General features: G+C 33.8%; 14 protein-coding genes. 2 read left to right on the top strand and 12 right to left on the bottom strand.

All coding sequences use genetic code 11. From position 1 onward, the window contains the following. Positions 1–2: 2 nt before the first annotated feature. Positions 3–206 (bottom strand): membrane or secreted protein, encoded by a 204-nt coding sequence (locus tag K1X16_RS03145; RefSeq protein WP_178983597.1) that lies wholly within the window; start codon positions 204–206, stop codon positions 3–5. A gap of 214 nt (positions 207–420) precedes the next feature. Here K1X16_RS03145 and aqpZ point away from each other — a divergent pair, with 214 nt between their 5' ends. Continuing rightward, complete coding sequence (gene aqpZ, locus K1X16_RS03140; RefSeq protein ID WP_225035003.1) at positions 421–1,107, top strand: aquaporin Z; 687 nt, start codon at positions 421–423, stop codon at positions 1,105–1,107. Positions 1,108–1,178: 71 nt separating this feature from the next. Here the strand turns inward: aqpZ and K1X16_RS03135 are convergent, their stop codons facing one another. From K1X16_RS03135 to K1X16_RS03115, 5 genes are all read right to left on the bottom strand, one after another. After that, complete coding sequence (locus K1X16_RS03135) at positions 1,179–1,970, bottom strand: RNA polymerase subunit sigma-70 (RefSeq protein WP_195869697.1); 792 nt, start codon at positions 1,968–1,970, stop codon at positions 1,179–1,181. Between the two features lie 11 nt (positions 1,971–1,981). Next, a complete protein-coding gene (locus K1X16_RS03130) occupies positions 1,982–2,515 on the bottom strand; it encodes an RNA polymerase sigma factor (protein WP_195869696.1) in 534 nt (177 codons plus the stop codon). Positions 2,516–2,710: 195 nt separating this feature from the next. Then, positions 2,711–3,724, bottom strand: a complete 1,014-nt coding sequence (murB, locus tag K1X16_RS03125; RefSeq protein WP_225035002.1) for a UDP-N-acetylmuramate dehydrogenase — start codon at positions 3,722–3,724, stop codon at positions 2,711–2,713. Further along, complete coding sequence (locus K1X16_RS03120) at positions 3,724–4,914, bottom strand: pyridoxal phosphate-dependent aminotransferase (protein WP_195869694.1); 1,191 nt, start codon at positions 4,912–4,914, stop codon at positions 3,724–3,726. Before K1X16_RS03120 ends, murB begins: the two co-directional genes overlap by 1 nt. Before the next feature lie 118 nt (positions 4,915–5,032). Beyond that, on the bottom strand, positions 5,033–5,458 hold the full coding sequence (locus tag K1X16_RS03115; protein WP_195869693.1) for a DUF1573 domain-containing protein: 426 nt from the start codon (positions 5,456–5,458) through the stop codon (positions 5,033–5,035). Between the two features lie 196 nt (positions 5,459–5,654). Here K1X16_RS03115 and K1X16_RS03110 point away from each other — a divergent pair, with 196 nt between their 5' ends. Then, positions 5,655–8,285: a valine--tRNA ligase gene (locus K1X16_RS03110; protein WP_225035001.1), complete on the top strand. Its 2,631-nt coding sequence runs from the start codon at positions 5,655–5,657 to the stop codon at positions 8,283–8,285. 44 nt (positions 8,286–8,329) lie between these two features. On the opposite strand, the gene K1X16_RS03105 is transcribed toward K1X16_RS03110, so the two are convergent. Genes K1X16_RS03105 through K1X16_RS03080 form a run of 6 tightly spaced genes read right to left on the bottom strand, consistent with a single transcriptional unit; the run spans position 8,330 to position 14,277 of the window. Then, on the bottom strand, positions 8,330–8,677 hold the full coding sequence (locus tag K1X16_RS03105) for a hypothetical protein (protein ID WP_225035000.1): 348 nt from the start codon (positions 8,675–8,677) through the stop codon (positions 8,330–8,332). Positions 8,678–8,681: 4 nt separating this feature from the next. Then, positions 8,682–9,962, bottom strand: coding sequence for a rod shape-determining protein RodA (gene rodA, locus K1X16_RS03100; RefSeq protein WP_225034999.1), 1,281 nt, complete (start codon positions 9,960–9,962; stop codon positions 8,682–8,684). 6 nt (positions 9,963–9,968) lie between these two features. Beyond that, complete coding sequence (gene mrdA / locus K1X16_RS03095) at positions 9,969–11,921, bottom strand: penicillin-binding protein 2 (RefSeq protein WP_195869689.1); 1,953 nt, start codon at positions 11,919–11,921, stop codon at positions 9,969–9,971. Then, entirely contained in the window at positions 11,918–12,424 is a 507-nt protein-coding gene (mreD, locus tag K1X16_RS03090) for a rod shape-determining protein MreD (RefSeq protein ID WP_225034998.1), read from the bottom strand. The genes mrdA and mreD overlap by 4 nt, the downstream gene beginning before the upstream one ends. Next, positions 12,417–13,238, bottom strand: a complete 822-nt coding sequence (gene mreC, locus K1X16_RS03085; protein ID WP_225034997.1) for a rod shape-determining protein MreC — start codon at positions 13,236–13,238, stop codon at positions 12,417–12,419. Before mreC ends, mreD begins: the two co-directional genes overlap by 8 nt. 10 nt (positions 13,239–13,248) lie before the next feature. Further along, a complete protein-coding gene (locus tag K1X16_RS03080; protein WP_195869686.1) occupies positions 13,249–14,277 on the bottom strand; it encodes a rod shape-determining protein in 1,029 nt (342 codons plus the stop codon). Positions 14,278–14,340: the final 63 nt, after the last annotated feature.

The raw sequence follows: 14,340 nt of genomic DNA, 5'->3' as shown, positions 1-14,340 counted from the left end.
GCTTATGAATGTTGAGGTTCGCTACAGTCTTTATATTCTTCTGGTGATTTTCCGCAAAACCCACAAGCTTCACCTTCTTTATTAAGCATAGGGTTTTGGCTTGCACAAGTACCTGCAAATTTACCGTCTTTTTTTGCCCATATTTTAATGGCGATTCCGGCCACTGCAAGAGCTAATAATCCTAATGTAAGTAGTAGTAATTTCATCTGTTTTTGTCTGTTATTTTTTAATTGCCAGATGGAACATCTATAACAATTCCTTTAGTAAACAAGTATTGGATGTTAAGATGTTTCATCTTAAATGGAATGCAAAGATAGTGCTTTTACATTTATTTTCTTACTCATTTCGATGTGACTTAACTTGTTGATTATGTGTCATACTGCTAATACATATTTTTACTAACTAATTAATTTAAGAATTATGAAAAAATTATTCGCAGAGTTCTTCGGAACGTTTTGGCTTGTATTTGGAGGTTGTGGTAGTGCAATTTTTGCTGCAGGATTTCCTGAATTAGGAATTGGATTTCTAGGAGTTGCTTTGGCATTTGGTCTTACTGTATTAACAATGGCTTTTGCTGTAGGTCACATTTCAGGTGGTCATTTTAATCCGGCTGTATCTATTGGGCTTTGGGCTGGAGGAAAGTTTGAAGCTAAAGATTTATTGGGATATATTATTGCTCAAGTTATTGGAGCTGTTGCAGCTGCAGGTGTGCTGTATCTTATAGTTTCTGGTAAAGCAGATTTTAATGGAGTAGGAGGATTTGCTGCTAATGGCTATGATGATTTGTCGCCAGGAGGATTTAGTATGATGTCTGCATTAGTCGCTGAAGTGGTTTTAACGGCATTCTTTTTAATTGTTATTTTAGGTAGTACAAACGTTAGAGCTCCTAAAGGTTTCGCTCCTATTGCTATTGGATTAGCCTTAACCTTAATTCACTTAATTAGTATTCCTATTACAAATACATCTGTAAATCCGGCAAGATCATTAAGTCAGGCTATATTTGCAGAAGGAGCGTATATGTCTCAAGTATGGTTGTTTTGGGTAGCTCCTATAGTGGGTGCTGTTATTGGAGGTATTATCCATAAATCATTTTTTGAAAAAGAGTAAACTTTTTTAAATTTCAAGTAAAAAAAAGAGGCACAATTAAAACTGTGCCTCTTTTTTTTTAGGTAATTACCTTACTGCTTATCTTTTAATGAAATTTCAGCAACTTCTGTGTCATTTTCTTTGGCATTGTCTTTTTTGCCAATTTTAATACTAAGTGCTAATGCATCTTCCATATAAGGGATCTGCTTTAACTTACGGTCAGATTCATCTAAAATACCTAGATTAACCATTCTATCTTGCAACTCAGCCCAAATTTGGTACTCCTGCTCTTTTGGTAACTGAGGTAAAGTAATTACATCAATCATAGAGGTTTTTTCAATAGGGTTAATGTAGGCTACCGTTTTAAGATTCTTAGCACGATCGTTACCGTTAATAACATACTTCTTAGAATCTGGATTGTTGAGTTTTAGCAACTCTCTAGATAATTCATCTAATTTTGAATTGTTATTTTCAATATCGCTGCGTAAGTCATAAATCTCATCAACTACTACATTGTTTTCGCTATTCAATTCAATGTTTTTTTGATAGAGCATAAACGAAGTCGCTGCAAATAAAATAGCTGCTGCACTTGCTGCAATACTGTACCAAGGTGTTTTTCTGTCTTGTACTAACTGAATTACTTTAGTGTCATTTGTTTCTTCTAAGGCATCTAAAATGTCTTCTAAACTATTCTTTGGTACATCTACAGCACCTGCTTTTGCAATAATCTCTAAATTATCTTGAAGCTTTTCATAAGCCTGAGCTGCTTCTGGATACTTAGAAATGAAGTGTTCTACTTCTTTGGATTCTTCCAAAGAAATGTCTCCAACCAAATACTTATTAAGTAGGTCAGAATTTAAAAAGTGTTGTAATTTTTTTTCCATGATCAAATAATTTATGGATTGTAAACCTTTTTCAGTTCTCTTAATCCTATTTTTAATCTAGACTTAACTGTGCCAAGTGGAATATCTAATTCGTCGCTGGCTTCTTGTTGCGTCATCCCTTGAAAAAACAAGGCATCTAACACAATTTGATATTTTTCTTCTAGTCTCCCAACATGTTCTTTGATGTCCATGACATCTTGGTTAAAGTTTGTTGTTGGTAATATATATACGTTAGAAGTGTCAATTTGGACTTCTTTATGGTATCGGTTATTAAAACTACGCAGTTTATCAATGGCTGTATTTCTAGCAATACGAAATAACCAAGTAAAGAGTTTAGCTTTGGAAGCATCGTACTTTGAAGCGTTTTTCCACACTTTTACAAAGGTTTCTTGTAACGCGTCTTGTGCAACTTCTTCATTCACTGTTATTTTTAAAATAACACCATAAAGACTATTGGAATAATTGTCATAAAGCAAATTCAAAGCGCGTTTATCTCCTTGTTGGAGATATTCAATGATTTTTTTTTCTGTAGGTGTTATACTCAAAGTGTTAAAGTATTGTTTTTTGTAGGTTAAATAGTCTAAATCAGGTTTCTGAACGTAAATATACTTAAATACACCATATAGGTGCTTAATATATACTATTAGAATGATTTTTTCTTCATAAGAGGTTGATTAATAGCATTTTCAAAAGAATTATTCTAAATTCAAAAGTCACAATTCAAAATTGTGACTTTTGCTTTATATAATATTTACTTCAGTTTCTATTCTAATATTAAATATTCGTTTTACTGTTTTTTGAATTAATTGTGCTAAGTCAAAAATTTCCTTCCCACTGGCATTGCCGTAATTAACTAAAACTAAGGCTTGTTTATTGTGGACACCATAATCATTAAATCGCTTTCCTTTAAATCCAGCTTTTTCAATAAGCCATCCTGCAGGTACTTTTATAGCTTCATCTGATATTTTATAAGAAGGCACATCTGGAAAATTGCATTCTAATTCACTAAATTCTTCAGCCGAAATAATAGGGTTTTTAAAAAAACTACCACTATTACCAATCTCATTTGGGTCTGGCAGTTTACTTTGTCTAATAGCAATTACAGCATTTGAAACGTCTTGAATCGTTGGTGCTTTTATACCGTTAACATCTAATTCGTTTCTTATAACACCATAATCTGTGTGTAATTGATGTTTGGTCTTGGTAAGTTTAAGGTTAACACTTGTAATGATGTATTGATTTTTTAAGCCTTGTTTAAAAATAGACTCTCTATAGCCAAAGTTGCAATCAGAATTTGTAAATGTTCTTACGGACTGATCATCGATTTTTATGGCTTCACAACTCACAAAAACATCTTTAAGCTCAACTCCATATGCCCCAATATTTTGAATAGGAGCTGTACCTATATTACCAGGAATTAAAGATAAATTTTCAATACCTCCATAGTTGTGTTCCAAACACCAAAGGACAAAATTATGCCAGTTTTCACCAGCCATTGCTTTAATAATAACTGAGTTTTCAGTGTTACTAACGATTTCTATGCCTTTTAGGTTAATATGAAGCACCAAGGCTTCAATATCTTTAGTTAATAACATATTGCTTCCTCCACCTAAAACAAATAATGGCGTTTTGTAATGCTTTTTTAAAACATTATAAAGCGTGTCAAGGTCTTTAATATCACAATAAGACTGCGCCTTAGCATTGATACCAAAAGTGTTAAACGACTTTAGAGAAGCATTATTAATAATAGTCATTAGTCTTTATATGCCTTTAATGCTTTTTCTAGAATATTTACGGCAATTGTTAAACTCTCATTATTTAACACATAAGCGATTCGTATTTGGTTGAGTCCAACACCAGGAGTAGAATAAAACCCAGCAGCAGGAGCTACCATTACGGTATTGCCGTTATCATCAAAGGATTCTAATAGCCACTTTGCAAAATTATCAGAGTTTTTAACCGGTAATTCTGCAATACAGTAAAACGCTCCATTAGGTTTAGCCACTTTTACACCTTCAATTTTTTCTAAGGCCGAAATTACTGTGTTTCTACGTTTTACATATTCCTCTTTTACATCATCAAAATAACTTTGAGGTGTGTCTAAAGCTGCTTCGCTTGCAATTTGTGCTAAAGTCGGTGGACTCAATCTTGCTTGTGCAAATTTTAAAGCTGTTTTTATGAAGTCTTTATTTTTCGATACTAAATAACCAATACGTGCACCACACATACTATAACGTTTAGATACGGAATCAATAACTATAGCGTGTTCTTCTAATCCTGGTTCTTGGAGAACAGAATAATGTTCAATGCCATCGTAAACAAACTCTCTATAAACTTCGTCAGCTATTAAAAATAAATCGTGCTTTTTAACTATAGCAGCAAGTTGTTTTATTTCTTCTTTAGAATATAAATAACCAGTTGGATTACCTGGATTACAAATTAAAATAGCCTTTGTTTTTGGCGTGATTAATTTTTCAAACTCATCAATTGGAGGCAGTGCAAAATTATCTTCAATTTTAGAAATTACAGGCACAACATTCACACCAGAAGCTGTTGAAAACCCATTGTAATTAGCATAAAATGGCTCAGGAATTATAACTTCGTCACCGACGTCCATAATGCTTCCAAAAGCAAATAAAAGTGCTTCACTTCCTCCTGTGGTTACAATAATGTCGTCATGCGAAACCGAAATAGAATTGCGTTTGTAATAATCTGCAATTTTTATTCTGTAGCTTTCAGAACCTTCAGATCTACTATATGCTAATGTTTCTATAGTTGCATTTTTAATAGCATCGAGAGCTACTTGCGGAGTTTTTATATCTGGTTGACCTATGTTTAGGTAGTAAATGTTTTTTCCTTTTTTTTGAGCTTCTTCTGCGTAAGGAACCAATTTTCTAATTGGTGATTCTGGCATCTGGATGCCTTTGTTTGATATTGTTGGCATGTGGTATTAGTTTTAAATTGCTAAGTTCTGAAAATTCTTAAGGTTAATAGAAAAAATACATAAAAAAATGAGCTCTCAAATTGAAAGCTCATCTTTTATCTATTATTAATATACTAGATTATTGCTCAAGCATACTTTTACTTTTCTTTTCTAAAACACTAGTCTTATTAGGGTCAACTACTAATCCTTTTATTTTCAATGCTACTGTTGGTGTTTCAGCATTGGAAAAAACAGTAATTGTCTTTCTAATAGGGTTGACTCTTTTTGTGTCGTATTTTACTTCGATTTCCCCTGTTTCACCTGGCATAATTGGTCCTTTAGGTTTTTTAGGTACTGTACAACCGCAAGTCGATTTCACATTAGAGATAACCAAAGGAGCATCACCTGTATTGGTAAACTCAAATGTTCTTACTCCATCAGCACCTTTTTCTATGGTACCGTAGTCTATAACATCTGTCTTAAACTCTATTTTTGCAACTTTCTCTTGTGCAAAAGCACCAACGCTCATTAGTCCTACAAATAATACTGCTATTAAATTTTTCATCATTTTATTTTTAAAATTGATAATTCAAAACTACTTACTTTTTCCTTTCAATCAAAATTTATTAGATGTAATACACTCCATTTAACAGAAATTTTGGCTTATTACCCCATATTCTTACACTAATAATTTTTCGAAAAAGGAATTATAAGTACTTTTGCTCGTTATAATCTAAGTATTACAAAAACAATACCAAAATATGGAAATTCCATCTAAATATAATGCATCTTCAGTTGAAAATAAATGGTACAACTACTGGATGCAGCACAATTATTTTCACTCTACACCAGATGAAAGAGAACCATACACCATTGTAATTCCTCCACCAAATGTAACTGGAGTGTTACACATGGGACATATGTTGAATAACACGATTCAAGATGTTTTAATTCGTCGTGCACGTTTATTGGGTAAAAATGCGTGTTGGGTTCCTGGTACGGATCATGCTTCAATTGCCACAGAAGCTAAGGTTGTTGCCAAGTTGAAGGAACAAGGTATTGATAAAAATGATTTGTCGCGTGCAGAATTTTTAGAGCATGCCTGGGAATGGACTGATGAATATGGAGGAGTCATCTTAGAGCAACTTAAAAAATTAGGCTGTTCTTGTGATTGGGATCGTACGAAGTTTACAATGGATGACGATATGTCTGAAGCGGTAATAAAGGTATTTGTAGATTTATATAACAAAGGCCTTATTTATAGAGGTTACCGAATGGTTAACTGGGATCCTGAAGCTAAAACGACCTTATCAGACGAGGAAGTCATCCATGTAGAAAAACAAGGCTTATTATATTATTTAGAATATAAAGTTGAAGGAAGCGATGAAAAATTAACCATAGCAACTACACGACCAGAAACCATTTTTGGTGATACAGCGATTTGTATTAACCCAAATGATGAACGATTCACGCATTTAAAAGGTAAAAAAGCGATTGTGCCTATTTGTGGACGCGTTATTCCTATTATTGAAGATGAGTATGTCGATATTGAATTTGGAACAGGTTGTCTTAAAGTAACTCCTGCTCACGATGAAAATGATAAAGTTTTAGGGGATAGACACCAACTAGAAGTGGTTGATATTTTTAATGCTGATGCGAGTTTGAATAGTTTCGGAATGCATTACGAAGGTCAAGATCGTTTTGTCGTAAGAAAAGGAATCGTTAAAGAATTAGAAGAAGCTGGTATTTTGGTTAAAACTGAGAGCCACGTTAATAAAGTCGGAACTTCTGAACGTACAAAAGCAGTAATCGAACCGAGATTAAGCGACCAATGGTTTTTAAAAATGGAAGATTTAGCCAAACCAGCTATTGATGCCGTTTTAAAAACAGGTGATGTCAAATTGTTTCCTAAGAAATTTGAAAATACGTACAGACATTGGATGGAGAATATTCGCGATTGGAATATCTCACGTCAGTTACTTTGGGGACAACAAATTCCTGCGTATTTCTATGGCGATGGGAAAGAAGATTTTGTGGTTGCAGAAAGTATTGAGGAAGCGATTAAGCTTGCAAGAGTAAAAACTTCTAACTCCGAGCTTCAAGCTTCAGACTTAACTCAAGACACAGACGCACTAGATACTTGGTTTAGTTCATGGCTATGGCCAATGAGCGTGTTCGATGGTATTAGAAACCCTGAAAATGAAGAAATAAAATATTATTATCCAACAAACGATTTAGTAACTGGACCAGATATTTTATTTTTCTGGGTAGCGCGAATGATTATTGCTGGTTATGAATATAAAGACGAAAGGCCTTTTGAAAATGTGTATTTAACAGGGTTAGTTAGAGATAAGCAAAGACGAAAAATGTCTAAATCTCTTGGTAATTCACCCGATGCTTTAAAACTTATTGAAGAATATACAGCGGATGGAGTACGAGTAGGGTTACTATTAAGTTCTGCTGCCGGAAACGATTTAATGTTTGATGAAGCCTTATGTCAACAAGGTAAAGGTTTTGGTCATAAAATATGGAATGCTTTTCAGTTAACGAATCTTTGGGAGGTAGCAGATATTGAACAACCAAACTCTAGTAAGATTGCTTTAGAATGGTACGAAGCTAAATTTCAGTCTGTACTGGTCGAAATAGAAGATCATTTTAGTAAATACAGACTAAGTGATGCACTAATGTCAATTTACAAGTTGATTTACGATGATTTTTGTGGTTGGATGTTAGAAATGGTAAAACCGGCTTATCAACAACCTATAGATAGAACAACCTATGAGAAAGTGATGTCTATTTTTGAAGATAACTTAAAAATAGTTCACCCTTTTATGCCCTTCTTAACGGAAGATATATGGCAATATATTAAAGAGCGTTCTCCAGAAGATGCCTTAATTGTTGCAAAGTGGCCAGAAGCAAAACCGATTAATACCACATTAATATCAGAGTTTGATTTTGCATCAGAGGTTATTTCAGGAATTAGAAACATTAGAAAACAAAAGAACATAGCGTTTAAGGATGCCATTGGATTTTCGGTGGTAAATAACGAAAATGCTTCCACAACGTTTGATGCTGTAATTGCTAAACTAGGCAACTTAGAAAGCTTTGACTATGTGAAAGAACCTGTAGAAGGAGCTCTAACCTTTAGAGTAAAATCGAATGAGTATTTTATTCCGATGGAAGGTAGTATAGATGTTGAGGCTGAGATTACAAAACTAACGGAAGAATTAAAATATACAGAAGGGTTCTTAAAATCAGTACAAAAGAAATTGTCTAACGAGCGTTTCGTAGCAGGAGCACCGGAGCAAGTTGTAGCTGCTGAAAAGAAAAAAGAAGCAGATGCCTTAGCTAAGATTGAAACAATTCAAGCGAGTTTAACAAGTTTGAAGTAGAATATTTAATTCCAAACCTACTAGGTTTAAAAACCTAGTAGGTTTTAGTTTGTTGGTATAATAATTTCTTCATCTAGCAAAATAATACTAAAGTCTGGCTTTGCTTCAGAAATATTGACTTTAAAATATTTATTTAAATAATTTTTAGAATTATTACCAAGTGCTTTTGTGTCTTCGTATGTTCTACCTTCAAAAGTGTATTCATATCTAATATGTCTCGTTGATTTGCTGTTTCGATATTGGTCTATCACTTTACCAATGACTTCTATTTTATGTTTTTTTATTTCTGTCTTTTCAAAATAAGCATTTAGTTGAAAAATAAGAGAACCCAAAACAATTAAACCAAAGAGTACAAAGAAGAATGGTTTTGTAATTGGTTCATCAAGTTTCATACATCTACCACTCGTTAATCTTATTACTATCTAGCTTCACAAATATAAACAGCAAAATAGTAAAGCCCCAAAGTCCGGAGCCGCCATAACTAAAGAAGGGTAGTGGGATACCAACTGTTGGGATTAAGCCCATTACCATTCCAATATTTATCGTAAAATGCACAAATAGAATAGACGCAACTCCATAACCATACACACGACTAAACTGTGACTTTTGACCTTCAGCTAAGTATAAAACCCTAAGAATAAGGAGTACAAAAATGATAACCACAAAACTGGTTCCTAAAAATCCCCATTCCTCACCTACAGTACTAAATATATAATCGGTATGTTGTTCGGGTACAAACTTACCTGTGGTCCTCGTGCCTTGTAAAAAGCCTTTTCCAGAAAAACCACCAGAACTAATAGCTTGTTCAGATTGAATAAGGTTATAAGCTTCTGCTTTTTTCATACGTTCTAGTTTGGCTGGATCTTTTTCTAATCGCAACCAAAGACTAATTCTATTCTGCTGATGTGCTTTTAAGCCATGTTCATAAAACAACTTTACACCGTAAGAGAATGCTAAAGAGACTAGAAGTATAACAATATACTGTATGATGGAACCTCTTTTTTTCTTTCTAATAAAATAGAGACTCATAAGAATTATAGTAGCCACAATGGCTGTTATAACTATGCCAAATTTTAATGCTAAAACGGCTAATACAATTAGGGATAAAGCGATAATTAAGTATACTTGTTGTAAGCCTTCACGATAAAAAACAAAGAAAAATGCTAAATAAACAATGGTACTTCCGGCGTCATTTTGAAGTAAAATAAGTATGGCAGGAATAAGAATAATAGCGGCAACCTTAAGCTGATCTTTAATGGTTGTCATGTTAGTTTGTAAGTCACTAATATATCTAGCTACCGCTAATGCAGTGGCAAACTTAGCAAATTCACTAGGTTGTATGGTCATGCTACCAATACCATACCATGAGCGTGCTCCATTAACATCCTTTCCAAAGATAAATAAGCCAATTAAGGACAACATAGCGATGATGTAAATTATACTGGCAAACTGTTCGTAAAACTTAGCTTCTAAGGAAAGAATTATCACAATAAGTAAGAAGGTTAGACCAATAAATATGAGGTGCTTACCGTAGAGTTGACTCGTATCAAAATAACTGGTAATTTCTCCAACATGAGAAGCCGATAAAATATTAAGATACCCAAAAGCAAGTAATAGTAAAAATAGAATGATGGTAATCCAATCAAACTTAAAATGTCTTTGGTTTTCTCTTAACATGAAAAATTATAATTTAACGTCACTTTCGTTTTGGGTTGCTACCGGATAATTTTCTTCCGTAGCGTAATTTTCAATTACCTGAAGTGTTGTTTCACCGTTAATTTTAAAGGGTTCTCCAGAATACGGTTTTTTGTATTCATTTTCTAAACTATGCGTTAAAATCCACCGTTCTAAATCCGTTCTTGTAATATGGCCCTTAATGTGTTTTTCAATCATTAAACTTGCCATTCGGCCAGCAAAACGACTGCCCCAATATCCATTTTCAACAAAAACGGCAAGGGCTATTTTTGGGTTGTCTTTTGGTGCAAAAGCGACAAATATGGAGTGGTCGGTAAGTTGCGTTTTAACGCTGTCTATTCTTGTAAAGTTTTCTGCCGTACCTGTTTTTCCACAGATTTCAATATCTGGAACTTGAAGATATCGGGCTGTTCCATTGTTATAAACATCAAACATACCCTGTACTACTGGTTCAAAATGACGTTTGTCTATTGTGGTGTATTTAGGTGTTTTGTACTTTTTAGGAATAGTATCACCTTCAATATTTTTAATAATATGAGGCGTGTAATAATACCCTCGATTCCCAATAGCTGCCACCATATTGGCTAGTTGAATTGGCGTTGCTTCAACTTCTCCTTGGCCAATAGCATTAGACACAATATAGGTGGATCCCCAACGATTGTCTCCGTATGCTCTATCGTAGTAATCACCATCAGGAATTCTACCTGGTTGTCCCACAGATAAATCGTTATTCAAGTAATTACCTAAGCCAAAACTTTTTGCGTGCTCTGCCCAAATATTCATTCCTTCTCCTACATCATCATATTTATCAACAACACGGCGATAAACATTTATAAAATAAGCATTACACGATTGAGCGATACCATCATTCATAGCAATTGGGCTTCTGTGGTAGTGACAACCTGTAAGTTTTCTACTACCATAATAATATCCCATTCTGCATGGAAATGTTTCGTTAACTGTAACAACTTCTTCTTGTAATCCAATAAGTGCATTGATGACTTTAAATGGTGATCCAGGTGGATATTGAGCTTGTAAACCTCTATCGAACGTTGGTTTGTTTACTTTGTCTAGGAATAAGCTTGAAAAGTTTTTATTACGCTCTCTTCCCACTAATAAGTTAGGATTGTAACTTGGACCTGTGACCATGGCGAGAATTTCACCACTACTTGGGTCAATGGCAACGATACCACCACGTTTATGCTTCATTAACAATTCTCCGTAGGCTTGTAACTCTGAATCGATAGTAATTGTGATGTCTTTTCCTGGTTGAGGCAAGGTATCTAGTGTCCCTTCTTTAAAAGGCCCAATGTTTTTATTAAATCGATTTTTTTGAATGAATTTTATACCTTTAACTCCTCTTAAGGTGTTTTCGTAGGTTTTCTCAATGCCTTGTTTTCCAATAAGGTCTCCTAGCGAATAATAAGGGTCGTTTACAATAGTTTTACGATTAACCTCTCCAAGGTCACCAAGTACGTTAGCACCAATATTTGTTTGGTATGATCTCAGTGAACGTTTCTGAATATAAAAACCTTCAAATTTTCTCATTTTTTCTTGAAGAACAGCATAATCTCTTTTTGAAAGTTGTGGTACAAACGGAGAAGGAAGTCTAGGAGAGTAATGCGTGGCTTTTTCTAATTTACTATCGTAATCCTCTCGTGTAATTTTTAGAAGATTACAAAATTCTTGAATTTCCAAAGAATCTAATGGAGCCACTTCTCTAGGAATTACCATAACATCGTAAGACGGCTGGTTGGCAACTAATAATTTTCCATTTCGATCGTAGACGTAACCACGTTTAGGGTAATGGTATTCCTTTCTAATGGCATTGTCTTCAAAAACATTGTAGGCGTCATTATCATAGACCTGAAGATAAAACAAACGCGCAATAAAAACAAGACCAACAAAGATCACAGTTGTTAATAAAAGCAGTTTTCTCATTTTCGGTTTCGGCTAAATAAAATTATTATCAATACACTTAGAAGTGTCGTGAAGATACTAGAAAATAACGTCTTTTTTAAGGTTATTAGTATGTTGGAAATGTTAAATATTTCTAGAGAAAATAAAATTAAATGATGAATAACAGTCCCTAATGAAATATAAGTAATTAAGCTACCTATATCTGTCGTGCTAAACTTTATACTGTGGTGCTCGTATAACATTCCAAATGAGCTTTTTAAAAGTATAGGTCTAATATAAGCCAAACTTACTGCGGCTGCAGCATGTACTCCTCCAGAATCTGAGAATAAATCCACAAGTAAGCCTAGTAAAAAGCTAACAATTAAAAGCGCTAATCGTTCTTCTCTAATCGGAAATAGAAAGATGAAAATGATATAGATATAAGGATTTATATACCCTAAAAAATCGATATGATTACATATGACCACTTGTACTAATAGTAGTAGAATAAATCGTGTGATATTGATACCAGCAATACTATTCATTACTTTTATTTTCTAAGGATTGAATTTCGGTACGGTCTAAGTTTTCTAAAATATAAACGGTTCCGATGTTAGTCATGTCATTAAACAATTTTACTTGTATAGTGTAGGTATCTCCACTAATATCGGTTTCAAAACTAGTAATTGTACCAATGCCAATGCCTTTTGGGAAAATTGATGATTCACCTCCCGTTTCAATAGTGTCTCCAACTTTTACAGGTGCAAATTGCGATACATCTTCTAGCTGAACATAAACAGGAGATTTGCCATCCCAAGTTAAAGAGCCAATATGATTCGTGGTTTTAATTTTAGCATTAATCTGGCTTTTTACATTTAAAATAGATAATACTGTAGAATAGTTGTTAGACGTATTGTCGATAATACCAATTATGCCATTGGACGTCATTACACCAAAATCTTGCTTAATACTATCGTTTTTACCTTTGTTTAAAGTAAGAATATTATGAGATAAAGAGTAACTGTTTTTATAAAGTTCTGCAATTGTAACTCGGTATAGCCCTTTTGAATACGAACTGTCTATATATGTTGAGTCCTCAATACCAGCAGTATTAAAAAGCTGTTCTCTTAGAAGTCTATTTTCTTCAGACAGAATATCATTGGTTGTTTTTAAATCGAAATACTGATCTACAGAATTCATTGTTCTATACACTCCACCAGTTAAAAAATTGGCAGAATTAATGAATTTACTTCTGTGATAAGAATGCGATTGAATGGTTAGAGCTAAAGCAATACTAAAAAGCAATAAAAACAACAGAAATGTTTTGTTTCTTATAACAAAATTAATAATTTGTTGCATTATTTATGGCTTATTTAATCAATATGCTTTTGTATTTAGGTAAGTTTTTAAGCACAATACCAGTACCTCTAACTACAGCTCTTAACGGATCTTCAGCAATGTACACTGGTAAGTCTGTTTTTTGAGATAAACGCTTATCTAATCCTCTTAACATTGAGCCTCCACCTGCTAAATATATACCTGTGTTATAAATATCAGCAGCTAATTCTGGAGGTGTTTGAGATAACGTTTCCATTACAGAATCTTCAATACGTAAAATAGATTTATCTAAAGCTTTTGCAATTTCACGAAACGATATCTGAACTTGTTTAGGTTTTCCTGTTAATAAATCACGACCTTGAACACTCATATCCTCTGGCGGTAATTCTAAATCTTCAGTAGCGGCACCAATCTGTATTTTTATTTTTTCAGCCGTTCTATCCCCAACATATAAATTGTGTTGCGTACGCATGTAATAGATAATATCATTTGTAAAAACATCTCCTGCAACTTTTACAGATTTGTCACAAACAATACCTCCAAGAGCAATTACTGCGATTTCGGTAGTTCCACCACCTATATCTACAATCATATTTCCTTTCGGCTGCATAATATCTACACCAATACCAATTGCTGCTGCCATTGGTTCGTGAATTAAATAGACTTCTTTTCCGTTTACACGCTCACAAGATTCTTTTACTGCTCGCATTTCAACTTCGGTAATACCAGAAGGAATACAAACCACCATACGTAAAGCCGGATTGAAAAATTTCTTCTTCAACGCAGGTATGTTTTTTATAAACATACTAATCATTTGCTCAGAAGCATCAAAATCAGCAATTACACCATCTTTTAATGGACGAATTGTTTTAATGTTTTCGTGTGTTTTTCCTTGCATCATGTTGGCTTCTTTACCAACGGCTATGATTTTTCCGCTAATGCGGTCTCTTGCTACTATCGATGGATTGTCAACAACAACTTTGTCATTGTGTATTATCAGTGTATTTGCGGTTCCTAAATCTATGGCTATCTCTTCCGTTAGGAAATCAAAAAATCCCATGCGCTATTCTTAATTATTTGGGTTGTTCGTGTGTAATTCTTAAGACTATCTGTAAAAGTAGTA

The sequence above is a fragment of the Winogradskyella sp. SM1960 genome (assembly GCF_020179375.1).
Lineage (GTDB): Bacteria > Bacteroidota > Bacteroidia > Flavobacteriales > Flavobacteriaceae > Winogradskyella > Winogradskyella marina.
Note: the sequence above shows the minus strand (reverse complement) of the source record. Positions and strands in the feature narration are given on the sequence as shown.